Raw genomic sequence first — 23,822 nt, 5'->3', positions numbered from 1 at the left:
ACCACCTTGACCGACATCCTGGCCCGGATCGAAGCCTACAAGCGTCGCGAGATCGCCGCAGCCAAGCTGGATGCGCCGCCCGAACTCATGGCGGAGCGCGCCGCAGCAGCCCCGCCGCCACGCGACTTCACGGGCGCGCTGCGGCGCTGCCATCAGGCCGGACGCCCCGCCCTCATCGCGGAGATCAAGAAGGCGAGTCCGTCCAAGGGGCTCATCAGGCCCGATTTCGATCCGCCCGCCCTGGCCGAGGCCTATCGCGAGGGCGGTGCGGCCTGCCTTTCGGTGCTGACCGACGAGCCATCCTTTCAGGGCAAGCCCGCCTATCTGGAGCAGGCACGGCAAGCGAGCGGCCTGCCCTGCCTGCGCAAGGATTTCATGTTCGAGCCCTATCAGGTCCATGAGGCCCGCGCCTGGGGGGCCGACGCCATTCTCGTCATCATGGCGAGCGTCAACGATGCGCAGGCCCTGGCGCTGGTGGAGTGCGCCACCACGCTCGGAATGGCTTCGCTGATCGAGGTGCACGACGGCTCCGAACTCGAGCGGGCGCTCGCCCTGCCCTCGCCGCTGATCGGCATCAACAATCGCGACCTGCGCAGCTTCCAGGTCGATCTGGCCGTGACGGAAAGGCTTGCGCCGCGCATTCCGGCCGACCGGATCATTGTGGGCGAAAGCGGCATCTTCGCCTTGGCGGACATCGAGCGCCTGGGCCGCGCCGGCGTCGGCACCTTCCTTGTGGGCGAGGCCCTGATGCGGCAGGCAGACGTGGCGGCGGCCACGCGGGCGCTGCTCACCGGGGCCAAAGCGCCGGAGAAGGCGGCATGAGCGGGCTCACCCACCTCGATGCGCAGGGCCAGGCGCACATGGTCGATGTGGCCGACAAGGCGGTGACATCGCGCCGCGCCGTTGCCGAGGGCTGCGTGGTGATGGAGCCAGCCACGCTGGCGCTCATCCGTGCCGGCGATGCCAAGAAGGGCGATGTGCTCGGCACCGCCCGGCTGGCCGGCATCATGGCCGCCAAGCGGACGCACGAACTGGTGCCGCTGTGCCATCCGCTGGCGCTCTCCAAGGTGTCGCTGGAGCTTGCGCTCGATGACGCCCTGCCCGGCGTGCGCGTCTCGGCCGAGGTCCGCGTGTCGGGGCAGACAGGCGTGGAGATGGAAGCTCTGACCGCCGTCACGATCGCCTGCCTGACCATCTACGACATGGTGAAGGCAGTTGATCGGGCAATGCGCATCGAGGCCATCCAGCTGGTGCACAAGTCGGGCGGCAAGTCGGGCGTTTATGAGCGCCCCGCCCGCCCGGCCTGAGCGAGGCGCGATAGCCATGCTGACCCCGGCCGAGGCGCGGGCACGCATGCTGGCTGCCGTGCGCGGCCCGGTCGAAGCCGAGAGCATCGCCATCACGGAGGGCGCGGGGCGTGTGCTTGCAGAAGATCTTGCGGCACTCCTGACCCAGCCCCCTTGCGCCGTCTCGGCCATGGATGGCTATGCGGTCCGATGCGAGGATATGGGGACAGGCCGGCCCCTTGCCGTGATCGGCGAGGCCGCGGCTGGCCGGCCCTTTGCAGGACGCTTGCAGCCTGGAACGGCCATCCGCATCTTCACCGGGGCGGAAGTGCCCCAAGGGGCAGACACCATCCTGATCCAGGAGAATGCCGAGGCCTCGCAGGCGGGCCTGGTCCAGCCACGACAGGAGGAGGCGCGGGGGCGGTTCGTGAGGCCCGCCGGGCTTGATTTCAAGACAGGCGACGTTCTGCTCCATGCCGGGATGGGGCTGGACCCGCGCCGGCTCGGACTCGCCGCCAGCATGGGCCACGGCAAATTGCCTGTGCGCCGGCGCCCGCGCATGGCCATTCTCTCCACCGGCGATGAGCTGGTGGCCCCGGGGCAGGCGCCCGGACCGGGACAGATCATCTCATCCAATGCGCTGGCCCTGTCCGCATTGGCGCAGGCCAATGGGGCCGTTCCGCTGGATCACGGCATCGTGCCGGACCGCGAGGACGAGACGCGCGCTGCGATCATCCGCGCGGCGGCTGAATCCGATCTCGTCATCACCTGCGGCGGCGCCTCCGTGGGAGACCACGATCATGTCCGGGCGGCGCTCACGGGTGCGGGCTTCTCGATCGATTTCTGGCGCGTCGCGGTGCGGCCCGGAAAGCCGCTGATGCTCGGGGTCCGCGGGCCGACGCTGTGCATTGGGCTGCCGGGAAACCCGGTGTCGTCCATGGTGTGCGCGCTGCTGTTCGTGCGGCCTGTTCTGCGCGCGCTGCTCGGCCAGCCGCAGGAGCCGCATGATGGGCGCGAGCCAGCGGTGATCGGCGCCGCTCTGCCCGCCAATGACGGACGCGAGGACTATATGCGCGCCAGCCTTCACCGCGATGCATCGGGCGGCCTCGTGGCGATCGCCCTGTCGCCGCAGGACAGCTCCATGCAGCATGTCCTCGCCAGGGCGGACGCCCTGCTGATAAGGCCGCCCCATGCCCCCGCAGCTGTTGCCGGTGAGGCCTGCGAGATCATGCGGCTGTAAGGCTTGCGAACACAGCGGGAACATGCTTTCATGTTCACGTTACGTTTTTCGATTCATCCCAGTCCGCTCGTGTCCAACAGGAGGTTCCATGCTGACCCGAAAGCAACATGAGTTGCTCCGCTTCATTCATGAGCGCCTGCGCGAGGCTGGCGTTCCTCCCTCCTTCGACGAAATGAAGGATGCGCTCGACCTCAAATCCAAATCCGGCATTCACCGGTTGATCATGGCGCTCGAGGAGCGTGGCTTCATCCGCCGCCTGCCCAACCGCGCGCGTGCGCTTGAAGTGATCAAGATGCCGGATGCCAGCATCGCAGCGGCGGCGCGGCCCCGCTTCAACCCCAGCGTGGTCGAGGGCGGGCTGTCGCGCCAGCCGCCGCCGCGCAGCGCGGAAGATGAAGGCAGCCGGAACGTGGCCATTCCCGTGATGGGCAGGATCGCCGCCGGCGTGCCGATCACCGCGCTCCAGAACAGGAGCCACAGCATCGCGCTGCCGCCGGATCTTCTTGGAACGGGCGAGCACTATGCGCTCGAGGTTCAGGGCGATTCGATGATCGACGCCGGCATTCTCGATGGCGACACAGTGGTGATCCGCAAGCAGGACAACGCCAATACGGGTGAGATCATCGTGGCGCTGATCGACGATGAGGAGGCCACGCTGAAGCGGTTGCGCAAGCGCGGCACCTCCATTGCGCTGGAGGCAGCGAACCCGGCTTACGAGACGCGGGTTCTGGGGCCTGACAGGGTTAAGATCCAGGGCAAGCTCGTCAGTCTGGTTCGCCGCTACTGACGGGTTCGGCAGCCGGGCTCGTGCTGGCGACTGGCGTCCGTTGGGGCAACGGGGTCACCTCCCGGCGGCTCCATGGCCTCGGCGCATCAGGATCGCGGCCGGTGCCGGCCACAAGGCCTTGCGGGGTGGAGCGCACCGACATCGCCCCATGGCGGTCGAGAGTGCGACGGTCCACCATCAGCGCCTTGCAGGCTCCATCCCAGCGCAGTGGCGTCACAACAAGGTCCGCGCGCCCGCAGTCTTCGGCAATGGTGAGCGGATCGCGTGACCAGGCAATGATGCGCCTGCCCGGCAGTGTGACGATGCAGCCTCCCCCATCGCAGGCGGCGCCCATGCGCAGGCCAGGATCATCGGGGCGGCGGGCGTCGCCGGCGGCGCGCAACCATTGCTGCACGACGAAGGCGCTTGGCGACCCGACGATAGCCATCGGCCCGGCCGCGGTTCGCGCCGCGAGCCCGGATGCCTCCCGGTCGATGAAGAGGTCGGCTGGGTGCGACGACATCGCCAGCGCCAGCGCGGTCGCCAGCGGCGCCAGTGCCAGCCAGCGCAACCATGTCGTGAACAGAGTGGCCGCCAGAAGCGCTGCCGCAAAGCCGGCGAGCGCTCCTGGACCGAAGGCTGGCACGATCCGCGTCGAACCTGCGAAGCTGGCCACGAACCGTGAGGCGGCAAGGACGGGTTCGGTGGCGAGGCCCATCACCCACCAGGCGATGGCGTCAAGCCCCAGAGGATAAAGCAGCGCACCCACCACGGCTGACGGCATCACGATCAAGGACACGAACGGCAGGGCCATGAGATTGCCGATCAGGCCGAAGGGGTTCATGGTCTGGAAGTGGTAGGCCGCGAAAGGGCCGGTCGCGATCGCGGCCAGCAGCGAGGTCAGCACCAGCCCCGCGATGCCGATCTGGATCGAACCGAGGGCGCGCCCGAACCAGCCTGGCTCCACCACATCGCTGCGGGGGCGGCGGCGCTGCCACTCGGCGAAGGCAATCAGCGCCGCGACCGCGCCGAACGACATCTGAAAACTCGGCCCCAGAAGCGAATCGGGCTCGAGCGCCAGCACCACCAGCGCCGCCAGCGCGAGATTGCGCATGCTCAGGGCCGGCCGGTCGACGAGGATGGCGCCCAGCATGATGAGCGTCATGATCAGCGATCGTTCCGTGGCGACTTCCGAGCCCGAGAAGACACAGTAGGCGCTCGCGCCGAGCATGGCGCAGATGGCGGCGATCTTCTTGAGTGGCCAGGCCAGGGCGAGCCCGGGGATGATCGCGAGGCCGGCGCGGGCCAGCCAGAAGATGGCGCCGGCCGCCAGCACCATGTGAAGCCCGGAGATCGAGACGATGTGATAGATCCCGGCACCACGCAGGATCTCGTTGGTTTCCTCGGTGATGAGCCCGCGCTTGCCCGTGACCAGCGCGGCCGCGACCGCGCCGGCCTGGCCGCCCACCAGCCCCGCGATGCGCTCGGTCATGGCGTTGCGGGCAAGGTCGATGCGCGCGATCAACTTCACAGATAGCGGCGCGGCATGGGGCGGCGCCATCCGTTCCACCGCGCCCAGGCCGGAGCCGACGGCGCCGAAGCCGCGGAAGAACGCGTCGCGTGCGAAGTCATAGCCGCCCGGTCGTGCGGCCTCCGGCGGCGGCATCAGCCTTGCCGTCAGAGCGATGTGCTCGCCCGCCAGCAATGGCGTCTTGCGCAGTGTGATGCGCACGCGCCGGGGACGCGCCTCCTGAGGCAGGGCGGCGAAGCCGGTGACCAGCAGCAGCAGACGCTGGTCGGCGCTGCGCTCGTCGATGCTTTCGATGAAGCCGGACAGCGTGCCGATCATGGTGCGTTCAAGCACCGGCGCCTGCACCCTTTCGGTGCGCAGCATGCCCGCCAGCAGCCCTGCGGCGGCCACGCACAGCGCGACGAACGTTGCCATCAGCAAGGGGCGCAGGCGCGCGAGCCAGGCAGCAAGGGCGAAGATGCCGATAGCCAGCGGCGGCCCCCACCACAGCGGTTCGCGGTCAGCGGCGAAGTACGCGCCGATGCCGAGGCCGAAGGCGACAGGCAGCGTGTTGAACCAGGTTCGCCGCTCGCCTTCCAGCGCGACAGCCGCCGATGCCCGGCGGCCCCATGCCTCCGCCGATAGCGCAAGGCGCGTGCGCCAGCCGATGGTTGCGGGAGTCCACCCAGCAACCATGGCGGCGCGTGGCCTGCCGCCGCGCCGGCGCGGCCCGGTCTCTGGCTGCTTACCTTCCATGGACCGCCATGCTAGATCACGCGCGCGGGAAAGTGGACTCGCGCTGCTTGCTCCGCCCGCCCTCTTCCCGGATAAGGCGCTGCGGTCGGCCACGCGCCACATCCCGCCCTGCCCTCGTTTCCGCCCAGGGCGCAGTGTTGCGCCCGAACAATCGGTCCGTCATGTCCAGTCCTGCCTCCCCGAAGCCTGTCATCACCCGGTTTGCGCCCTCCCCGACCGGCTTCCTGCACATTGGCGGGGGCCGGACGGCGCTCTTCAACTGGCTGTTTGCACGCCGTTATGGCGGCAAGATGCTGCTGCGCATCGAGGACACCGACCGAGAGCGCTCAACCGAGGCAGCGATCGGCGCCATCATCGACGGGCTGAAGTGGCTTGGCCTCGACTGGGATGAGGAACCGATCTTCCAGTTCGCCCGCGCCGCGCGCCATGCCGAGATCGCTCATGAACTGCTCGCCAGGGGGCGCGCCTACATGTGCTTCGCGACGCAGCAGGAGCTTGAGGAGATGCGTGAACTCGCCCGCAAGGAAGGGCGGCCGCTGCGTTATGACGGGCGCTGGCGCGACCGCGACCCAGCCACAGCGCCCCCCGGCCTCAAGCCCGTCATCCGGCTGCGCGCGCCGCTCGAAGGAGAGACGGTGGTCGAGGACCAGGTGCAGGGCCGCGTCAGCTGGCAGAACAAGGATCTCGACGACCTCGTGCTGCTGCGTTCGGACGGCACGCCGACCTACATGCTCGCCGTGGTGGTGGACGATCATGACATGGGCGTCACGCACATCATCCGCGGGGACGACCACCTCACCAACGCCGCGCGGCAGACGCAGATCTACCAGGCGATGGGCTGGGACGTGCCGATCATGGCGCATATCCCGCTGATCCACGGGCCGGATGGGGCCAAGCTTTCCAAGCGCCACGGCGCGCTGGGCGTGGATGCCTATCGCTCGCTGGGGTATTTGCCCGCTGCGCTGCGCAATTATCTGGTCCGACTTGGCTGGGCGCACGGCGATCAGGAGATCTTCACCACGCAAGAGATGATCGCGGCTTTCGACCTGCCGGCGATCGGCCGCTCCGCATCCCGCTTCGACTTCGCCAAGCTCGAGAACCTCAACGGCATCTACATGCGCGCGGCGAGCGACGACGAGATTCTCGCGGCGCTCGAGCAGGTGATGCCGGAGCTGGGCCCGCCGCGCGGGCTGGGCACGGCTCTTGCGCCATCGCTGCGGGCCGCCCTGGCTGCCGCCATGCCGGGGCTCAAGGAGCGCGCCAAGACGCTGGTCGAGCTCATCGACAGTGCGTCCTATCTTTATGCGCAACGCCCTTTGAACCCTGACGAGAAGGCGGCGGGGCTGCTCGACGGCGAGGCGCGCCGGCGCCTGGGGCTGCTGGCCGCCGAATTCGCCGCGATCGAGCCATGGACGGCGCAATCGACCGAAGCGGTGGTCCGCGCCTTTGCCGAGGCGCATGGCCTCAAGCTCGGGCAGGTCGCGCAACCGCTGCGCGCTGCGCTCACCGGCAAGGCGACTTCGCCTGGCCTGTTCGACGTGCTGGCCGTGCTGGGGCGAGAGGAAAGCGTGGGCCGGCTGAGGGATGTCGCGCCGCAGGGTTGAACCGCATCAAACCTTAGGCGCTGTTGCTGCACTGCGGCAGATACGTTAGCACTTGAGAGCAGAGCCGCCCGCCGCATCGCCCGCCATCATGGGCGGCCGGAGGGCGCGCTCCCTAAAAGCACGAACGACAAGGCGAAAAGCCTGTGGGAAAGGAAGAGCGATGAGCGCTACGACGGGGCATATTGTTGTCGACAGCCACAAGGTCGAGGTCACGGTCAAGGAAGGCACGATCGGCCCGAGCGTCATCGACATCGCCAAGCTCTATGGCCAGACGGGCATGTTCACCTATGACCCTGGCTTCACCTCGACCGCGAGCTGCGAATCCAAGATCACCTACATCGATGGCGACGAGGGCGTCTTGCTTTATCGCGGCTATCCCATCGAGCAACTGGCCGAGCACGGCGACTTCCTCGAGACATGCTATCTGCTGCTCTACGGAGAATTGCCCACCGCAGCGCAGAAGGCGGATTTCGACTATCGTGTTACGCGCCACACCATGGTTCACGAGCAGATGGCCCGGTTCTACCAGGGCTTCCGCCGCGACGCCCACCCGATGGCCGTGATGGTCGCGGCCGTCGGCGCCATGTCGGCCTTCTATCACGACTCGACCGACATCTCCGATCCGACCCAGCGCATGATCGCCTCGATGCGCATGATCGCGAAAATGCCCACGCTCGCCTCGATGGCTTACAAGTACAGCGTCGGCCAGCCCTTCGTCTATCCGCTGAACAGCCTAGACTATTCCTCGAACTTCCTGCGCATGTGCTATGCCGTGCCGGCCGAGGAATACAAGGTGAACCCGGTGCTGGCGCGGGCGCTGGACCGCATCTTCATCCTGCATGCCGACCATGAGCAGAACGCCTCGACCTCGACCGTGCGACTTGCCGGCTCTTCGGGCGCCAACCCCTTCGCGTGCATCGCGGCCGGCATCGCCTGCCTTTGGGGTCCCGCCCATGGCGGAGCCAATGAAGCGGCCCTCAAGATGCTTGAAGAGATCGGCAGCGTCGAGAACATCCCGAAATACATTGCCAAGGCCAAGGACAAGAACGATCCGTTCCGCCTGATGGGTTTCGGACACCGGGTCTACAAGAACTATGATCCGCGCGCCAAGATCATGCAGAAGACCTGCCATGAGGTGCTCAACGAACTCGGCATCAAGGATGACCCGCTGCTTGACGTTGCGATCGAGCTTGAGCGGATCGCGCTGTCCGACCCGTATTTCATCGAGAAGAAGCTCTATCCGAACATCGATTTCTATTCAGGCATCACGCTGAAGGCGATGGGTTTCCCGGTCTCGATGTTCACGGTGCTGTTCGCGCTGGCCCGCACGGTCGGCTGGATCGCGCAGTGGAAGGAGATGATCGAGGATCCGTCCCAGCGGATCGGCCGGCCCCGCCAGCTCTATATCGGCGCGCCGCAGCGCGATTACGCGCCGATCGGCAAGCGTCGCTGACCGGAATCGAGGAACCAGATCTAAAGGGCGGCGCGAGCCGCCTTTTTCATTGGCGCTCGACGCGATGCCGGGTGGCGTTCTGCCCGACGAGATCCAGCGCCACGTCAACGGCGGCATCCGCGGAGGCGCGCCCGCCTGGAAGTCGCATGATGTCGTCAAGCCGCGCGAAGGCCTTGACCTGCGCCAGCCGTGCCGGACTGTCGGCAAGCAGTTCGCCGAGCGCGGCGGCGAGCGCGGCGGGCGTTGCCTCGTCCTGCAACAACTCGGGCGCGATGTTCGCGCCTAGCACCAGGTTGCACAGCAGCACGCTGTGGCTGCGCACGAGGCGGCGCGCGAGCCATGCCTCGATGGCGTTGCCGCGATAGGCGCCCACCAGCGGGATGCCGGCGATGGCCAGTTCGAGCGTGACCGTGCCTGATGCGGCCAGCGCTGCGCGCGCGCGGCGGAAAGCGGCGCGCTTGGCTGCTTCGCCCAGCACAACCTCAACCCTCACGGGCCAGTGCGCAACCTCGGCGGCGATCGTCTCCGCCAGATGCGGCACGGCGGGCAGCACATAGTGCGCGTGGGGATTGCGCGCGGCCAGAAGCCGGACAGTCTCGCGGAAGACAGGCAGCAGATGCTTGATTTCCGCGCGCCGGCTGCCGGGCAGGATCAGCACCACGGGCGCCGCGGCCTTGTCGCGTATGCGTTGCTCCTCGCCATCGGGGCGGATGGCCTGCGCATTGTCGAGCAATGGATGGCCGACATAGACTGTGGGCGGACCCTTCAGACGGGCGAAGGCTTCCGGCTCGAATGGCAGGAACGCGAGCAGCCGGTCGACATGGGGCGCCATGGCGCGTGCGCGGCCAGGGCGCCAGGCCCAGACGCTGGGCGCAACCCAGTGCATGATCGGAATGGACGGAGCCGCCTTGCGCACCTTGCGCGCCACACGCATCGAGAAATCAGGCACATCGACAGTGAGCAGCAGGTCAGGCCTGGCCTCCGCAACCGCTGCGGCGGTGCCGGCAATGCGCAACAGCACTGTGGGCAGGTTGCGCAGCACAGACAGCACTCCCATAAGCTGGATGTCCTGCGGATCGAACCGCGACACGAGCCCGAGACGCTGCAAAGCGAGCCCGCCGACGCCGATCACCTCGACCGGCCGCGGCTCCAGGCGGGCGCGCAGGGCCAAGATGAAGCTTGCAGCGAGCTGATCGCCCGACGCCTCGCCCGCCACGACGAAGAGACGGAAGGGTCTGAGTTCCTGACCGGCCTCGATCACGAGACGGCCTCGATGAACAGGCCAAGTTCATCGGCTAGCCTGATGGCTTCCGCCCGCTCGGCCACCAGCACAGTCCCGACGGAAATGGCGATGCCCTGCAAGCCCGCTGCAGCTGCGTTCCGCACCGTTTGGGGGCCAATGGCGGGGATGTCGATGCGCAGGCTCTGGCCGCGCTTGGGCGTCTTCACCAGAACGCCGCCCCCGGTCTCACGCCGCAGCCGTCCGATGCGGCGCATTTCCGTGACCCGCTCCAGCATGGCGTCAGTGCCCTCGGCGCCTTCGATCGCGACCGGGCGGCCGTCGCTGACGACGACGCACTGGCCGACATCGAAACGCGACAGCGCCTCGATCAGCTCGAAGCCGAGCCTGATCTCCGAAACGGCATGGGCATTGGGCTTCACCGCGCCGATCAGGCCCGGCTGGCCGATTGCGAGGTCAGGTGCGAGCGTGAGCGCGGAGATCACCGAGATGCCCTGCGCTTCAACGATGCCGATGATGGCGCTCAGAAGCCCGTCATCGCCCTTGCCGAAAGCATCCGACAGCGCGGACCAATGCTTGATGAGGCCAAAGTCGGGCCTGATGTCCATCAGCCCCGGCCTCACCACCGCGCCGATGAAGGAGGCCTGCGACACGCCCCGCGCGCGCAGGGCCTTGATAAGCCCGCCAAGCTGACCCAGCCCGAAGCTCCTGCAATCGAAGCCGTGAAAATCGGACGGGTTGGCCGATCCGGACAGCGCCGCGATGAAGACCTCACGCCCGGCTGCGCGCGCGCTTGAGGCCACATGCAGCGGCAGCGTCCCCGAGCCGGCGATGACCGCAACGCGTGATCGTTGCGCCTCTGTCACGCCGCGCTGTCCGCCGACGATGCCGAACCTTGCCCCGAACGCGGCGTGAGCAATTGCCTCTTGCCGCGTGCGCGGATGAAGGCGATCACCTCGCCCACAATGGCCTGGCCGGGATAGAGTTGCTCCACCGCTTCGACCTGCCGCTGGAGCGGCGCGGACTCATCGAAGATGATGCGGAAGGCCTGACGCAAGGCGTGGATGTCAGCGCGGACGACGCCGCGGCGCTTGAGGCCGATGATGTTGAGCCCGCCCAGATAGGCGCGGTTGCCGAGCGCCATGCCGTAGGGGATCACATCATGCTCCACCGCAGCGAGGCCGCCGATGAAGGCGTTGTGGCCCACGCGGGTGAACTGGTGGACGGCGGAGCCGCCGCCCATGATGACGTTGTCGCCAATCTCGGCATGGCCCGCGAGCATCACATTGTTCACAAGCGTGACGTTGTTGCCCACGATGCAATCATGGCCGACATGGGCGTTGACCATGAAGAAACCGTTGTCTCCGACGCGCGTGTGGGAGCCGCCGCGTGCGGTGCCCGTGTTCATGGTGACATGTTCGCGGATGATGCAGTTGCGGCCAATGCTCAGGCGAGGCTCCTCGCCGAGCGGCTTCGTGTCCTGCGGGCCGCGGCCCAGGACGGCGAAAGGGTGGACGTGGCAACCCTCCCCGATCGTCGTGTGGCCCTCCACCACGACGTGGCTCGCCAACTCGCAACCGGCGCCGATCGAGACATGGGGACCGATCAGGCAGAAAGGCCCGATGTTCACGCCATCTGCCAGCGAGGCTGTCGGCGCCACGATCGCGGTTGGGTGTATCGCCATGTGGGGTCGGCCTCCCGCGCCGCTCAGCCGTCGTTCTCGACCAGCATGGCCGAGATGACGGCCTCCGCGACGACCTCGCCCGTCACCTTCGCCTCACCCTTGAACCACCACATGTTGCGGCGCTGGCGCTGCTTGGTCATGTGAAGCTTCATCACGTCGCCAGGGACGACGGGCCGGCGAAACTTGCACTCGTCGATGGTCATGAAATAGACGAGCTTCGGCGGCGGGCGGTCAGGGCCGCGGCTGAACACGCACATCGCGCCGGCCGTCTGGGCCATGGCCTCGATGATCATCACGCCCGGCATCACGGGCTGCGCCGGGAAATGGCCCTGAAACTGCGGCTCGTTGAAGGTGACGTTCTTGATGCCGATGCCGGAATTGTCGCCATCAATCTCCTCGATCCGGTCGATGAGGAGGAATGGATAGCGATGCGGCAGCAGCTGCATGATCTTCATGATGTCGGCGCTACCCATGACACGGCCGGTCGCGGCCACGGGCGCAGAAGTGTCGTTCATCAGGACTGCTCCTCGGAGTTGGCCGCCATGGCCTGCGTTGCCTTGCGCGTCGCCAGACGATTGACGACGGCGATCTCCCGCATCCATTCGCGCATCGGTTTGGCGGGTGTTCCGCCCCAGCGCGCGCCGGGAGGAATGTCGCTGGCCACGTTGCTCGTGGCGGCGATCTGGGCGCCGGAGCCGATGCGCACATGGCCGACGACGCCGACCTGCCCGCCGAGCACCACGCCATCCTCGAGCGTGGCAGAACCCGAAATGCCGACCTGCGAGACGATGACGCAATGGCGTCCGATCACCACATTGTGCGCAATCTGGACGAGATTGTCGATCTTGGTGCCCTCGCCGATCATGGTGTCGCGGATGGCGCCGCGATCGATGCAGGTATTGGCGCCGACCTCGACGTCGTCCTGAATGATGACACGGCCGATCTGCGGGACCTTGAGGTGCCCGCGAGCGCCCATGGCATAGCCGAACCCGTCCTGACCGATCCGGACACCCGGATGCAGGATCACGCGGTTGCCGATGAGCGCATGCTGGATTGTGACATGGGGGGCGACCGCGCAGTCGCGACCGATCTTCACATCAGGGCCGATCACGACATGCGCTGCGATGACGGTTCCCGCGCCGATCTCGGCGCGCGGGCCGATGACAGCTCCGGGATCGACGATCACGCCATGTTCAAGGCGCGCGGTTGGGTGGATGGTCGCGCCGGCGCTGACGCCGGCGGTCTCGGAGAAGGAAGCAGGCCGGGCGGCGGCAGGCGCCATCGCGGCGATGCAGAGCGCATAGGCGCGTTGCGGATCCGCGCATTCGAGGACAAGGCTGGTGGCCGGAACGCGCGAGGCAAAGCGGCGCGACACGAGAATGGCGCCAGCGCGGCTTGCCGAGAGCTGGTCGAGATAGCGCGGGTTGTCCATATAGGAGAGATCGCGCCGACCCGCTTCATCAAGAGGACGGATGGCGAGGAACTCCGCGGCCGGATCGCCTCCGGCGGGAAGCGGCGCTCCGGCAAGCTCCGCAGCCCGCGCGAGGGTCAGCGTCCGGATATCATGGAAGAATACGGGCGCGCGCATCACGGTGCATTCCGGAGGGGGCAAGCCCCCTCCAAGGGTCAACGGCCCGCCATCAGAAGCTGGTGCCGCCGGAGAAGCGGAAGGCCTGCAGACGGTCGCCGCCGTAGCGAACCCCGCCAGCGAGGACGCCCTTGTCGTAGGTCAGGGCGTGGGCGTAGTCGAAGCGGATCGGGCCGAGCGGCGATTGCCAGAGGATGCTCGCACCGACCGACGAGCGGATCACGTTGTTGTCGCGCACGCAGGCCACTTCGCTGATGCCGGGGATGCCAGCACTATCTTCGACATTGTTGCGGTTCACGTCAAAGAAGCGGCCCTTCGAGCCGGTCACGCAGCCACCCGCACCCGTCGCGCGGCCGCCATCGAAGTTGAACAGCGTGCCGGCATCGGCGAAGACCGCGCCGCGGATGCCCAGTTCGCGCGGCGCGAAGGGGATCGGGAACTGCACTTCCAGAGAGCCGCCGAAATAGGTGGTGCCGCCCAGCGCCGCAGTTGAGGCCGTGGATGGGTTGGAGATGTCGCGCGGGCCGAAGCCTGACGGCGCGAAGCCGCGCACGAGGCTGGGGCCGAGGAAGTTGTGATCGATGATGCGCAGCGGCTCGTTGCCGAAGCCCATGGTATGGCCGCCCTGCACGCGCAGGAAGCCGACCACGTCGTCATAGATCTCGCGGTAGTAGCGGGCATCGCCCGTGACGCGGAAGAACCTGGAGTCGCCGCCCAGGCCAGCGACTTCAGGCTTAAGCTCACCGAAGAAGCCGTTGCGCGGATTCCGGACATTGTCGAGCGAGTTGTAGACGAAGCTCAGGCCCGCCAGCGATGTGATGCGCGTTCCGCGCGCTTCCTTGATCGCGATGGAGGCTTCGCCGTCCAGCAAGCATCCGGGAACCCCGATATCGATCGGTTTCGTGTAACCGGGAATGTCAACAAGGCAGTTATTATAGGGCTGATCGCTGGTGTTCGGGATCTTGATGCGCGTCTGGTAGAGCGAGTAGCGCGGCGTGATCGAGAACTCTTCCGTGATCGGCAAGGTCGCGCGGATGGTGGCGCCGGTCGTCTCGCTGGTGAAGCGCGACGTGATGGCGTTGTCGCTGAACTTCGAGAAGAGGTCGAAGCCCGCCGCGATTCGCTGGCCCATGAAAAACGGCTCGGTGAAGGAGAACTCGATGCCGCGCGAACGCTGCCCGAGAGAGCCACCAATTCGCACGAACTGGCCGCGGCCAAGGAAGTTCGATTCGGACAGCGACACGTCGCCGATGAAGCCATCGGCCGTGGAGTAGCCGCCGGAGATGGAGAACGAGCCGGTGGGCTTGTCCTCGACATCCACGTTCACGACCACGCGGTCAGGCGCGCTGCCCGGCTCGTTGGTGATGCGGACGCGATTGAAGAAGCCCAGATTGTTCAGACGGCGCTCGGCGCGGTCGATGAACACCTTGTTATAGGCATCGCCCTCGCCCAGGTCGAACTCGCGGCGGATGACGTGATCCAGCGTGCGGGTGTTGCCGCGCACATTGATGCGCTCGACATAGACGCGCGGGCCTTCGTCCACCACGTAATTGATCGTGACGGTCCGGCTCGCAGCGTCGCGCTGGCCAGTGGGGCGCACCTGCGAGAAGGCGTAACCGCGGCGCGCGACCTCGACCGTGATGGCCGCAAGTGAACGCTCAACAGCCTCGGCATTGTAGGTGTCGCCCTGGTTGGTGCTGACGACGCGGCGAAGGGCGGACGGATCGATATCGCGCAGGCGGGAGGAGACCTCGACGCCGCCGACCGTGTAGCGGGGACCTTCGCTGACCCCGATGTTGACGACATAGCCGCCGCGCGCAGCGTCGAAGCTCGCCTCGCTGGAGGTGATGCGGAAATCGGCATAGCCGTTGCGGAGATAGAAGCGGCGGACGAGCTCGAGGTCAGCGGCGATGCGGTCCGGATCATAGACGTCCGAGGTCTTGAACCAGCTGAGCAGGTTCATCTCGGTCGTCGTCATCAGGCCTTTGAGCCTGCTGTCGCCATACTCGTTGTTGCCGGAGAAGTTGATTTCGAGAACGCCGGTCTTTCCGCCCTCGGCGATGGTGAACACCACGTCCGAACGGCCATTTGGCAGCGGCACCAGACGGGACGTCACGGTGACGGCATAGCCCGACCGGCGATAAAGATTGCGGATGCGCTCGACGTCGGCGGCGATCAGCGAGTCGCTGATGGGGCCGCGCGAACGCGATTGGACCTCGCCGACGAGGAACTCGCTCTTCAGGCGACGGTTGCCCTCGAAGGCGACATTGTTGATCGAGTCATTCTCGCGGACCGACACCACTGTCTGCGAGCCGCGGCGCGAGACGCGCACATCGGAGAACATGCCGGAGCCCATCAATTCGGCGCGAACGGCCTCCGGCGAGCCGCCACGGCTCACATAGCCGCGAATCGTCTCGGCATCGACGCGGCGATTGCCCTGCACCACGACAGCCTGCGCGAGCGCGGCGGTTCCGGTCATGACAACCATCGCAAAGCCGATCGCGGTCGACATCTTGAGCCGTGCCGCAAGGCGGCGGTTTGTAACCGTCGAGATCATTGGATCCATACACCGTCCGTTAACTACAAACCGGCTATATCCGGTTGCAGAGCATACGAGTCAAATTGCTTCTACAAAGTTTCCAACCGGTTGCAAACATGCAAACCGCCCGGACAATCAGTTTGCGCAGCTTCGTGGCATCGATGCCACGTGGCGCGCTTCATTATGTCGCGCTGCGCGTGATAATGCGCGCGATGTCGTTCCAGGTGACGAACACGGTCAGCATCAGCACGAAGGCGATTCCGGCGCGGAATGCGTATTCCTGGATTCGTTCGCTCGCCGGGCGGCCGCGCAGCGCCTCGTAGGCATAAAAGACCAGATGCCCGCCATCGAGCATGGGGATGGGAAACAGGTTCATCAGGCCGATCGACACCGAAAGGACAGCCGCCAGAGTCACCAGCGACATGAACCCGCCGGTCGACGCGACGTGGCCGGAAACTTCGGCGATATGGATCACGCCAGACAACTGATCGGCCTTCTCGCGGCCGGAGATCAGCTTGCCGAGATAGTCGAAGGTGCGCGTGATGATGAACCAGCTCTCGCGCGCACCATGGCCCAGCGCCTCGATGGGACCATAGCTCACGAGCTTGACGTCCTCGGGCCGGTTTGCCGCAGTCACGCCGATGACGCCCAGCCGTTCCACACCCAGCGGATTGCGCCGCTCGACCAGCGTCGGCGTGACATCGACCGAAACCGCCTCGCCATTGCGCCGCACGAGGAAGCGCAGCCGGCTTTCGGCGTTGATGCTGACAATGCGGCGCACGTCATCGAAGTTGGCCATGGGGCGGCCCTCGATCTCCAGGATGAGGTCGCCGGAAGCGAGGCCTGCCTGCTCGGCGGCGCTGCCGGCGTTGACCTTGTCAACCCGCGGCGCGATCGTGGCCTTGCCGAAGGCCATCACGATCGCGGCGAAGACCAGGATCGAGAAGATGAAGTTGGCGGCCGGGCCTGCCGCCACGATGGCAGCGCGGCGGCCCACGGACGCGCCCGGCAAGGTGCGCCGGCGCTCGGCTTCCGTCATCTGGGCCATGGCCTCGCCATCGGGCAGGCTTGCGGCGTTGGAATCGCCGGCGAACTTCACGTAGCCGCCAAGGGGAATCGCAGCCAAGCGCCAGCGCGTGCCGTGCTTGTCGGTCCAGCCCAAGAGCTCACGGCCAAAGCCGATCGAGAAGGTGGTGATGTCCACGCCGCACCAGCGGCCGACCTTGTAGTGACCGTATTCATGCACGAACACGACGACCGTGAGGATGAACAGGAACGGGACCGCATAAAACAGCAGGTTCGAGCCCAGCGACCAGAGCGATCCGAAAACGTCCATTCCTCACTCCTGTCGCTGCGATCCGGCGCCTCGCCGGTGCAGGGCCACGTCCCGCGCCGTGATGCGCGTGATATGGTCGATCTCGAAGGCTTCATCAACCGAAGACGGCGCCTTGAAGCCATGCCGCGTCATTGCATCCAACGTGCGCGCCACCAGTCCGGCGATGTCGCCGAATGAAAGCTCGCCCGCCAGGAAGGCCGCCACCGCGATCTCGTTGGCTGCGTTGAGGATCGCCGTGGCGGCTCCGCCTTCCTCCAACGCCTTCATGGCAAGACCGAGGCAGGGAAACCGCTCGAGGTCCGGCGTCTCGAACGTCATGGTTCCCAATGAAGCGAAATCGACGGGCGCGACGCCGCTGTCGAGGCGTCCTTCCCGGGCAAGGCAATCGGCCATCGGCACGCGCATGTCAGGCATGGCCATGCCTGCGATCACGCTGCCATCGCGGAAGCTGACATAGCCGTGGATGATCTGCTGGGGATGGATCACCGCCGCCAGCCGTGCGGCCTCGACGCCGAAGATGTGGTGCGCCTCAATCAGTTCCAGTCCCTTGTTCATCAGGCTGGCGGAGTCGACCGTGATCTTGGAGCCCATCGCATAGTTGGGATGGCGCAGGGCCTGTTCGCGCGTGGCGGCACGGATGCGTGCGGCATCCCATGTGCGGAAAGGCCCGCCCGAGGCTGTGAGGGTGATGCGCGTTGCATCGCGGGGCGATCGCCCACCCAGCGCCTGCTGCACGGCGTTGTGCTCTGAATCGAGAGGAAGGATCACGGCGCCAATCCGCCGGGCCTGCTCCATGAAGCAGGCGCCGGCGCAGACCAGCGTTTCCTTGTTGGCAAGCGCGATGCGCCTGCCGGGAGCCAAGGCCGCCACCGTCGGGCCAAGCCCCGCAAAGCCGCTGATCCCCGCCACCACGATGTCCGAATCGCGCCGGCAGGCTTCCAGCACGGCCGCCTGCCCTGCACCGCTCTCGATCCCGCTTCCAGCCAGCGCCTCACGCAATTCAGGAAGGCCCCGATCATCAGCGAGGGCAGCGAAGCGGGCGCCAAGCTCGCGCGCCACGGCGGCCAGGGCGCCGGCATCACGCCCGCCGACCACCGCTTCGACCGCGAAGCCGGCGCGGTTCGCCGCGATTACATCGCGCGCGGCCCGGCCGATCGAGCCGGTCGCACCCAGAAGCGTGACGCGCTGATGGGATGAGGCGCCGCTCACCGCCAGATCGCCACAGCAATGGCCACCAGCGTCACGACGACGACGAAGGCATCGAGCCTGTCGAGCACGCCGCCATGGCCGGGAATGATCGAGCCCGAATCCTTGACGCCGAAATGCCGCTTCAGCGACGATTCCAGCAGATCGCCCAGCTGGCCGGCGGCCGAAGCGAGAAGGGCGCAGCCGGCCGTCGCGGCGAAGCCAAGCGTCCATGCCGCCCCCATCCGCTTTGAGATCCAGGCGACCAGCAGCCCTGCCGCGATGCCCGCCATCGCACCGCCTATGGCGCCTGACCAGGTCTTCTTGGGGCTCACGGCCGGCAACAACTTGGGGCCGCCCAGGGCGCGGCCCGCGAAATAGGCCGCGACGTCGGTTGACCAGACCACCGCAAAGCACCAGGCAATGAGCGCGAGGCCCAGCGCAGGCTCCGCTCGCACTATGATCGGCGACATGGCGATGGCGGCCGCATAGACGACGCCGGCCGCCGCGACCATGCGCACGGCCTGCGGCGACAGCGTGGCGATGCCCAGCACTGTCAGCCCGCACAACACGATTCCGAAAGCTTCCGCTCCGTAGAAGGCGGCGACGCCTGTGGCCGCGACCCCCGCCATGGCCAGCGCGCGCGAGGCCTTCGGGGCTGCGGGCGTCACGATCTTCAGCCATTCGGTGACGGCGACAACGCCTACCAGCGTCCACAGCACCGCGAAGGGCCAGCCGCCAAGCCACAAGGTGGCGCACGCCACCGCCACCATGACGAGAGCGGACCCGACCCGCAAGCTGAGTTCGCTGCGCGGCGCGGCCGCCGGGGCATCACCGGACATGGTGCGTTTCCTGACCTGAACCCTTGCGGCTTGTGAGCGCCGCTTGCCACCACCTTAGAGCCAAGCGCGCGGCCCGCGTCAAACGCTGGTCAGACAGCCTTCTGCGCGAGGCCGCCAAAGCGGCGATCGCGCCGACGGTACTCGGCAACGGCGACCTCGAGCGCGGCCTGATCGAAATCAGGCCACAGCACGGGGGTGAAGACAAGTTCCGCATAGGCTGCCTGCCACATCAGGAAGTTCGAAAGCCTGAGCTCTCCGGAAGTCCTTATCACGAGGTCAGGATCCGGAATGTCGCCTGTGTCGAGGCTGGCAGACAAATCCGCCGCGGTGACGGCCGCGCGGCTGCCGGAGGCGTCGCGCTGGTCCATCAGGCGGTTCACGGCCCGCACGATCTCATCGCGTGCGCCGTAATTGAAGGCGATCACGAGTGTCAGCGCGGTGTTGCCGGCGGTGAGCGCCTCAGCCTGGTCGATCAGCTCGATGATGTCGGGCGGCGTGGAGGCACGGTCCCCGATCATCCGCACGCGCACATTCGAGGCATGAAGTTCGGCCAGATCATTGCGGACGAAGCGCTTGAACAGGGAGATGAGGAAACTGACCTCCATCGCCGGACGGCGCCAGTTCTCGGTCGAGAAGCTGAAGATGGTCAGATAGGAAATGCCCAGCGCGCTGGCCGCGCGCACCGTGCGGCGCAAGGCCTCCACGCCGCGGCGGTGGCCCTCGGTCCGGGCAAGACCCCGCGCCTGGGCCCAGCGCCCATTGCCGTCCATGATAATGGCGACATGGCGAGGGCCCGGCGGATCATCCGACGCCTGAGGCGCCGCTTGTCGTCCGAGATCGGAGGAAGGGCTCATGGTCCACGGGCAAGGGTTTGGGGGAACATCCGGCCCGCAGAGATGTCACTGCCGGCGCGGAAAAAGCAGTTCTATAGCATGAACGCAGCGGCAGGTTAACAGAGACTCATCGTTTGCGTCGAATTTTCAGGCTCGGCAAGATCAAATCCCTCATGCGCCGCCTGCCCTCAGACCTGCATGATTTCCTTTTCCTTGGTGGACAGGGCCTGATCGACTTCAGCCACGGCCTGGTCGGTGGCCTTCTGCACCTGATCGGACTGGCGGGCGGCGTCATCCTCGGACATGAGGCCGTCCTTCTCGAGCTTTTTCAGGATTTCGAGGCCATCGCGGCGGACGTGGCGCACTGCGACGCGGGCCTCCTCGGCATATTTGTGGGCGACCTTCACCAGTTCCTTGCGGCGCTGCTCGTTAAGCTCGGGAATGCGGATGCGGATGGTCTGGCCTTCGGTCTGCGGATTGAGGCCGAGGTCCGAATCGCGGATAGCCTTGTCGACGGCGCTCGCCATGGCGCGGTCCCAGACCACCACCGACAGGAGCCTCGCCTCGGGGGCCGAGACGGTCGCGACCTGTGTGAGCGGCATCTTGGAGCCATAGGCATCGACCATGATCGGATCGAGCACGCTGGGAGAGGCGCGCCCGGTGCGCAGCGAGTTGAGGTCATGCTTCAGCGACGCGATGGCGCCCTGCATGCGGCGCTTGACGTCGGCGAGATCGAAGGTCGGAGGAGCCATGGCAAGGGCCTTCTGGTCGTTTCGGCGTTGGGAGGACCATGCGGAAGGGCATGGTGCGGGTCAAGGGGCGGCTGGCTGCGGCGGGCAGCTCAGGGCACCACGTAGGTCGCCCTGCCCTCGCCGCGCAGCACGGCGGATATGGAGCCTGGCTGCGCGACGGAGAATACACCTATGGTGAGCGCGGCGTCTCGCGCCAGCGCGAAGGCGGCGGTGTCCATGACGCCGAGATCCCTCGCGATGGCCTCGGCATGGGTCAGCCGGTCGAAGCGGATGGCGTTCGGGTCCTTCTTCGGGTCGGCGGTGTAGACGCCGTCAACCTGGGTCGCCTTGAACACGGCCTCGCATTTCAGCTCGGCGGCGCGCAGCACGGCGGCGGTGTCGGTGGTGAAGAACGGGTTGCCGGTGCCGCCCGCGATGATCACGACATGGCCGCGCTGCATGTGGTGCAGCGCGGGCTGGCGGGCATAGGTCTCGCAGATGGTGGGCATGGATACGGCGGACATGGTGCGCGCGGTGCAGCCGGCGGCGTTGACGGCATTCTCGAGCGCGATCGAATTCATGGCGGTGGCGAGCATGCCCATGGAATCGGCCGTGGCGCGGTCGATCCAGCCGGCGGACGAGACGCGCGCGCCGCGGATGATGTTGCCGCCGCCGATGACGAGCGCGATCTCGATGCCGGCCCTGGAGGCTTCGGCGATGTCGGCGGCCAGCGTGTTGAGCACCGGCGGATAGAGCCAGTAGCCGTCTGGCGCGGCCAGCGCCTCGCCGGAAAGCTTGATCAGCACCCGCTTGAACCGAGCCATGCCTGGCCTCCTTCGGTCAGCCCCGCAAGCGGGGCGCAAAAAAGCGGCGCTTCGGGCGCCGCTCTTGCCGCCGGAGCGGTGTGCGACGCGATCAGGCCTTGACGCCGGCCGCCGCGGCCACCTCCGCCGCGAAATCGGTCTCTTCTTTGGCGATTCCCTCGCCGAGCGCAAATCGCGCGAAGCCGGTGAGCTTCACAGGCCCGCCGAGCTTGCCTTCAGCGTCCTTGAGCGCCTGGCCCACGGACTTGCCGGTGTCGTGGATATAGGCCTGATCGAGCAGGCAGTATTCCTTGGCGTAGGACTTCATGCCCGATTCGACGATCTTTTCGAGGACGTTGGCGGGCTTGCCGGCGTTCTTGTCGGCGAGGATCGCCTTTTCGCGGGCCAGCACCTCGGGATCGACCGAGGCGAGGTCGAGCGCGACGGGGTTGGTGGCGGCGACATGCATGGCGAGCTGGCGGCCCATGGCCATCAGCTCGTCGGTCTTGCCGGTGGATTCGAGCGCGACGAGCACGCCGATGCGGCCCATGCCCTCGGCGGCTGCGTTGTGCAGGTAGGCGGCGACGACGCCGGAGGAAACGCTGAGCTTTCTGGCGCGGCGCAGGGCCATGTTCTCGCCGATGGTGGCGATGGCGTTGGCGATGGCGTCCTGCACGGTGCCGCCGGCGGGATAGGCGGCGGCCTTCACGGCCTCCACGTCATCGCCGATCCTGAGCGCGACGGCGGCGACATTGCGCGCCAGCGTCTGGAACTGCTCGTTCTTGGCGAGGAAGTCGGTCTCGGCGTTGACCTCGACCACGACGCCCGAGGCGCCTTCGGTCATCACGGCCACGAGGCCTTCGGCGGCGGTGCGGCCGGCCTTCTTGGCGGCCTTGGAGAGGCCCTTCTTGCGCAGCCAGTCGACTGCGGCCTCCATGTCGCCGCCGGTCTCCACCAGGGCGGCCTTGCAGTCCATCATGCCTGCGTCGGTCTTGTCGCGCAGTTCCTTCACCAGAGCAGCCGAAATCACGGACATCTCTCTTCACCTTTCGAACGGGAGCCCGCAGCGGCCGGGCAGCTTTGATAACGAGAACCGGCGCACCCCGAGGGCTGCGCCGGCGCTTCATGAGACAAGGGGGCAGGCCGCGGTGCGGCCCGGCGCGTCAGGCGTCGACGAGGGCGGCGGCCTGGGCGATCCAGCCATCGCGGCCGATGCGGCCCGAGAGCTTGAGCGAGGCGTCCACGGCCGTCTCGTCGGCCGGGGTCATCGCGGCGAACTGCCAGTAGTGGAACAGGCCGCCCTCGTTGAGCTTCTTCTCCAGCTCGGGGCCGACGCCCGTGAGCTTGGTGAGATCGTCGGGCGCGCCGCGCGGGGCGCTGAGCAGCTCGAAGCCGGTGGCGGCCTCGATCGGCAGCTCCTCGACCATCGGGGCCTCGGAGGCGCCCATGTCGACGCCCGAATGGCCCTGCGCGCGGGCGATGCCGTCCAGCGCGGCGCGGGCGACCAGCTCGCAATAGAGCGAGATGGCGCGGCCGGCGTCGTCGTTGCCCGGAACCGGGAAGGTGATGCCGTCGGGGTCGCAATTGGTGTCGACGATGGCGGCCACCGGGATGTTGAGGCGCTGGGCCTCCTTCACGGCGAGCTGCTCCTTGTTGGTGTCGATCACGAAGATCATGTCCGGCGTGCCGCCCATGTCCTTGATGCCGCCGAGCGCCTTTTCGAGATTGTCGCGCTCACGCGACAGCATCAGGCGCTCCTTCTTGGTGAGGCCCTGCGCGCCGACGGCGAGCATCTCGTCGAGCTTGCGAAGACGCGCGATGGAGCCCGAAATCGTCTTCCAGTTGGTGAGCATGCCGCCGAGCCAGCGGGAGTTCACATAATACTGCGCCGAGCGCTTGGCGGCGTCGGCCACGAGGTCCTGCGCCTGGCGCTTGGTGCCGACGAAGAGCACGCGGCCGCCACGGGCCACGGTGTCGCTCACGGCCTGCAGCGCGCGGTGCAGCATGGGCACGGACTGCGCGAGGTCGATGATGTGGATCTTGTTGCGCTCGCCGAAGATGTACTGGGACATCTTGGGGTTCCAGCGATGGGCCTGGTGGCCGAAGTGGGCGCCGGCCTCGAGGAGCTGGCGCATGGAGAATTCAGGAACAGCCATTGTCGTTCTTTCCGGTTACGAGTGCCTCTGCGGGACCAGCGCGGCTGACCGGGGGACGTGGCCATCAAGGCCCGCCCGCGATCCGCCACCGGAAGGACGGAATAAGCTTCCGCCCGATAAGGCCCGCATGTGGGATGCCGGGGGCGTTAGCAGGGTTTGGGGGAGAGGGCAAGGGGCTGACATGCCTGTTGAAGTAAGCCAACTTAGAGACTGTTTGGAAAGTCGGCGATTGGGGTTTCGGTGGGCTGGCGAATGTGATTCACATTACGG

Annotated in this window: 20 protein-coding genes; 6 read left to right on the top strand and 14 right to left on the bottom strand. The window is 67.0% G+C overall.

Annotated elements, in window-relative coordinates; translation table 11 throughout:
• The first annotated feature begins 6 nt into the window (after positions 1–6).
• The 4 genes from trpC to lexA all read left to right on the top strand — a co-directional run bounded on the left by trpC (position 7) and on the right by lexA (position 3,313).
• Positions 7–822 carry an indole-3-glycerol phosphate synthase TrpC gene (trpC, locus tag HEQ16_11080; protein MCO4054573.1) on the top strand — a complete coding sequence of 272 codons (816 nt, stop codon included), beginning with the start codon at positions 7–9 and terminating at the stop codon, positions 820–822.
• Positions 819–1,307: a cyclic pyranopterin monophosphate synthase MoaC gene (moaC, locus tag HEQ16_11075; protein MCO4054572.1), complete on the top strand. Its 489-nt coding sequence runs from the start codon at positions 819–821 to the stop codon at positions 1,305–1,307. The genes trpC and moaC overlap by 4 nt, the downstream gene beginning before the upstream one ends.
• Entirely contained in the window at positions 1,282–2,526 is a 1,245-nt protein-coding gene (locus HEQ16_11070; GenBank protein ID MCO4054571.1) for a molybdopterin molybdotransferase MoeA, read from the top strand. Before moaC ends, HEQ16_11070 begins: the two co-directional genes overlap by 26 nt.
• A gap of 88 nt (positions 2,527–2,614) precedes the next feature.
• Positions 2,615–3,313 (top strand): transcriptional repressor LexA, encoded by a 699-nt coding sequence (gene lexA / locus HEQ16_11065; protein MCO4054570.1) that lies wholly within the window; start codon positions 2,615–2,617, stop codon positions 3,311–3,313.
• Here the strand turns inward: lexA and HEQ16_11060 are convergent.
• Positions 3,291–5,498, bottom strand: coding sequence for a ComEC family competence protein (locus HEQ16_11060; GenBank protein ID MCO4054569.1), 2,208 nt, complete (start codon positions 5,496–5,498; stop codon positions 3,291–3,293). The two genes, lexA and HEQ16_11060, sit on opposite strands and share 23 nt — an antisense overlap.
• A 221-nt stretch (positions 5,499–5,719) precedes the next feature.
• Between HEQ16_11060 and HEQ16_11055 the strand changes: the two genes are divergently transcribed.
• Both HEQ16_11055 and gltA read left to right on the top strand, forming a co-directional pair.
• The gene (locus HEQ16_11055) at positions 5,720–7,162 is read left to right on the top strand and encodes a glutamate--tRNA ligase (GenBank protein MCO4054568.1); all 1,443 of its coding nucleotides are present in this window, start codon (positions 5,720–5,722) and stop codon (positions 7,160–7,162) included.
• Positions 7,163–7,322: 160 nt separating this feature from the next.
• On the top strand, positions 7,323–8,615 hold the full coding sequence (gltA, locus tag HEQ16_11050) for a citrate (Si)-synthase (protein ID MCO4054567.1): 1,293 nt from the start codon (positions 7,323–7,325) through the stop codon (positions 8,613–8,615).
• A gap of 46 nt (positions 8,616–8,661) precedes the next feature.
• Here the strand turns inward: gltA and lpxB are convergent, their stop codons facing one another.
• From lpxB to HEQ16_10985, 13 genes are all read right to left on the bottom strand, one after another.
• The gene (gene lpxB / locus HEQ16_11045) at positions 8,662–9,873 is read right to left on the bottom strand and encodes a lipid-A-disaccharide synthase (protein MCO4054566.1); all 1,212 of its coding nucleotides are present in this window, start codon (positions 9,871–9,873) and stop codon (positions 8,662–8,664) included.
• Positions 9,873–10,721, bottom strand: a complete 849-nt coding sequence (lpxI, locus tag HEQ16_11040; protein MCO4054565.1) for a UDP-2,3-diacylglucosamine diphosphatase LpxI — start codon at positions 10,719–10,721, stop codon at positions 9,873–9,875. The genes lpxB and lpxI overlap by 1 nt, the downstream gene beginning before the upstream one ends.
• The gene (lpxA, locus tag HEQ16_11035; GenBank protein MCO4054564.1) at positions 10,718–11,539 is read right to left on the bottom strand and encodes an acyl-ACP--UDP-N-acetylglucosamine O-acyltransferase; all 822 of its coding nucleotides are present in this window, start codon (positions 11,537–11,539) and stop codon (positions 10,718–10,720) included. The genes lpxI and lpxA overlap by 4 nt, the downstream gene beginning before the upstream one ends.
• 23 nt (positions 11,540–11,562) lie before the next feature.
• Positions 11,563–12,054, bottom strand: a complete 492-nt coding sequence (fabZ, locus tag HEQ16_11030; GenBank protein ID MCO4054563.1) for a 3-hydroxyacyl-ACP dehydratase FabZ — start codon at positions 12,052–12,054, stop codon at positions 11,563–11,565.
• A complete protein-coding gene (lpxD, locus tag HEQ16_11025; protein ID MCO4054562.1) occupies positions 12,054–13,127 on the bottom strand; it encodes a UDP-3-O-(3-hydroxymyristoyl)glucosamine N-acyltransferase in 1,074 nt (357 codons plus the stop codon). The genes fabZ and lpxD overlap by 1 nt, the downstream gene beginning before the upstream one ends.
• A 52-nt stretch (positions 13,128–13,179) precedes the next feature.
• A complete protein-coding gene (bamA, locus tag HEQ16_11020) occupies positions 13,180–15,684 on the bottom strand; it encodes an outer membrane protein assembly factor BamA (protein MCO4054561.1) in 2,505 nt (834 codons plus the stop codon).
• Between the two features lie 163 nt (positions 15,685–15,847).
• Entirely contained in the window at positions 15,848–17,002 is a 1,155-nt protein-coding gene (gene rseP, locus HEQ16_11015) for an RIP metalloprotease RseP (GenBank protein MCO4054560.1), read from the bottom strand.
• Positions 17,003–17,005: 3 nt separating this feature from the next.
• Positions 17,006–18,421 carry a 1-deoxy-D-xylulose-5-phosphate reductoisomerase gene (locus HEQ16_11010; GenBank protein ID MCO4054559.1) on the bottom strand — a complete coding sequence of 472 codons (1,416 nt, stop codon included), beginning with the start codon at positions 18,419–18,421 and terminating at the stop codon, positions 17,006–17,008.
• Between the two features lie 697 nt (positions 18,422–19,118).
• Complete coding sequence (locus HEQ16_11005) at positions 19,119–19,883, bottom strand: isoprenyl transferase (protein MCO4054558.1); 765 nt, start codon at positions 19,881–19,883, stop codon at positions 19,119–19,121.
• 167 nt (positions 19,884–20,050) lie between these two features.
• Positions 20,051–20,614 (bottom strand): ribosome recycling factor, encoded by a 564-nt coding sequence (frr, locus tag HEQ16_11000; GenBank protein MCO4054557.1) that lies wholly within the window; start codon positions 20,612–20,614, stop codon positions 20,051–20,053.
• A gap of 89 nt (positions 20,615–20,703) precedes the next feature.
• Positions 20,704–21,417, bottom strand: a complete 714-nt coding sequence (locus HEQ16_10995; protein MCO4054556.1) for a UMP kinase — start codon at positions 21,415–21,417, stop codon at positions 20,704–20,706.
• Between the two features lie 91 nt (positions 21,418–21,508).
• A complete protein-coding gene (locus HEQ16_10990) occupies positions 21,509–22,432 on the bottom strand; it encodes an elongation factor Ts (GenBank protein ID MCO4054555.1) in 924 nt (307 codons plus the stop codon).
• A 127-nt stretch (positions 22,433–22,559) separates the two neighbouring features.
• Positions 22,560–23,552 (bottom strand): 30S ribosomal protein S2, encoded by a 993-nt coding sequence (locus HEQ16_10985; GenBank protein MCO4054554.1) that lies wholly within the window; start codon positions 23,550–23,552, stop codon positions 22,560–22,562.
• Between the last annotated feature and the right edge of the window lie 270 nt (positions 23,553–23,822).

This window comes from Bosea sp. (in: a-proteobacteria) (assembly GCA_023910605.1).
In the GTDB taxonomy this organism is placed as follows: Bacteria; Pseudomonadota; Alphaproteobacteria; order Rhizobiales; family Beijerinckiaceae; genus Allobosea.
This window is presented reverse-complemented; position numbering and strand designations above follow the sequence as displayed.

Excerpts from the sequence above, each read along its gene's own strand:
- moaC (MCO4054572.1), top strand. The coding sequence starts at position 819 with ATGAGCGGGCTCACCCACCTCGATGCGCAGGGCCAGGCGCACATGGTC.
- HEQ16_11070 (MCO4054571.1), top strand. The coding sequence starts at position 1,282 with ATGAGCGCCCCGCCCGCCCGGCCTGAGCGAGGCGCGATAGCCATGCTG.
- lexA (MCO4054570.1), top strand. The coding sequence starts at position 2,615 with ATGCTGACCCGAAAGCAACATGAGTTGCTCCGCTTCATTCATGAGCGC.
- HEQ16_11060 (MCO4054569.1), bottom strand. The coding sequence starts at position 5,498 with ATGGTTGCTGGGTGGACTCCCGCAACCATCGGCTGGCGCACGCGCCTT.
- HEQ16_11055 (MCO4054568.1), top strand. The coding sequence starts at position 5,720 with ATGTCCAGTCCTGCCTCCCCGAAGCCTGTCATCACCCGGTTTGCGCCC.
- gltA (MCO4054567.1), top strand. The coding sequence starts at position 7,323 with ATGAGCGCTACGACGGGGCATATTGTTGTCGACAGCCACAAGGTCGAG.
- lpxA (MCO4054564.1), bottom strand. The coding sequence starts at position 11,539 with ATGGCGATACACCCAACCGCGATCGTGGCGCCGACAGCCTCGCTGGCA.
- fabZ (MCO4054563.1), bottom strand. The coding sequence starts at position 12,054 with ATGAACGACACTTCTGCGCCCGTGGCCGCGACCGGCCGTGTCATGGGT.
- lpxD (MCO4054562.1), bottom strand. The coding sequence starts at position 13,127 with ATGCGCGCGCCCGTATTCTTCCATGATATCCGGACGCTGACCCTCGCG.
- bamA (MCO4054561.1), bottom strand. The coding sequence starts at position 15,684 with ATGATCTCGACGGTTACAAACCGCCGCCTTGCGGCACGGCTCAAGATG.
- rseP (MCO4054560.1), bottom strand. The coding sequence starts at position 17,002 with ATGGACGTTTTCGGATCGCTCTGGTCGCTGGGCTCGAACCTGCTGTTT.
- HEQ16_11010 (MCO4054559.1), bottom strand. The coding sequence starts at position 18,421 with ATGGACGCTTGGCTTCGCCGCGACGGCCGGCTGCGCCCTTCTCGCTTC.
- HEQ16_11005 (MCO4054558.1), bottom strand. The coding sequence starts at position 19,883 with ATGAGCCCTTCCTCCGATCTCGGACGACAAGCGGCGCCTCAGGCGTCG.
- frr (MCO4054557.1), bottom strand. The coding sequence starts at position 20,614 with ATGGCTCCTCCGACCTTCGATCTCGCCGACGTCAAGCGCCGCATGCAG.
- HEQ16_10995 (MCO4054556.1), bottom strand. The coding sequence starts at position 21,417 with ATGGCTCGGTTCAAGCGGGTGCTGATCAAGCTTTCCGGCGAGGCGCTG.
- HEQ16_10990 (MCO4054555.1), bottom strand. The coding sequence starts at position 22,432 with ATGTCCGTGATTTCGGCTGCTCTGGTGAAGGAACTGCGCGACAAGACC.
- HEQ16_10985 (MCO4054554.1), bottom strand. The coding sequence starts at position 23,552 with ATGGCTGTTCCTGAATTCTCCATGCGCCAGCTCCTCGAGGCCGGCGCC.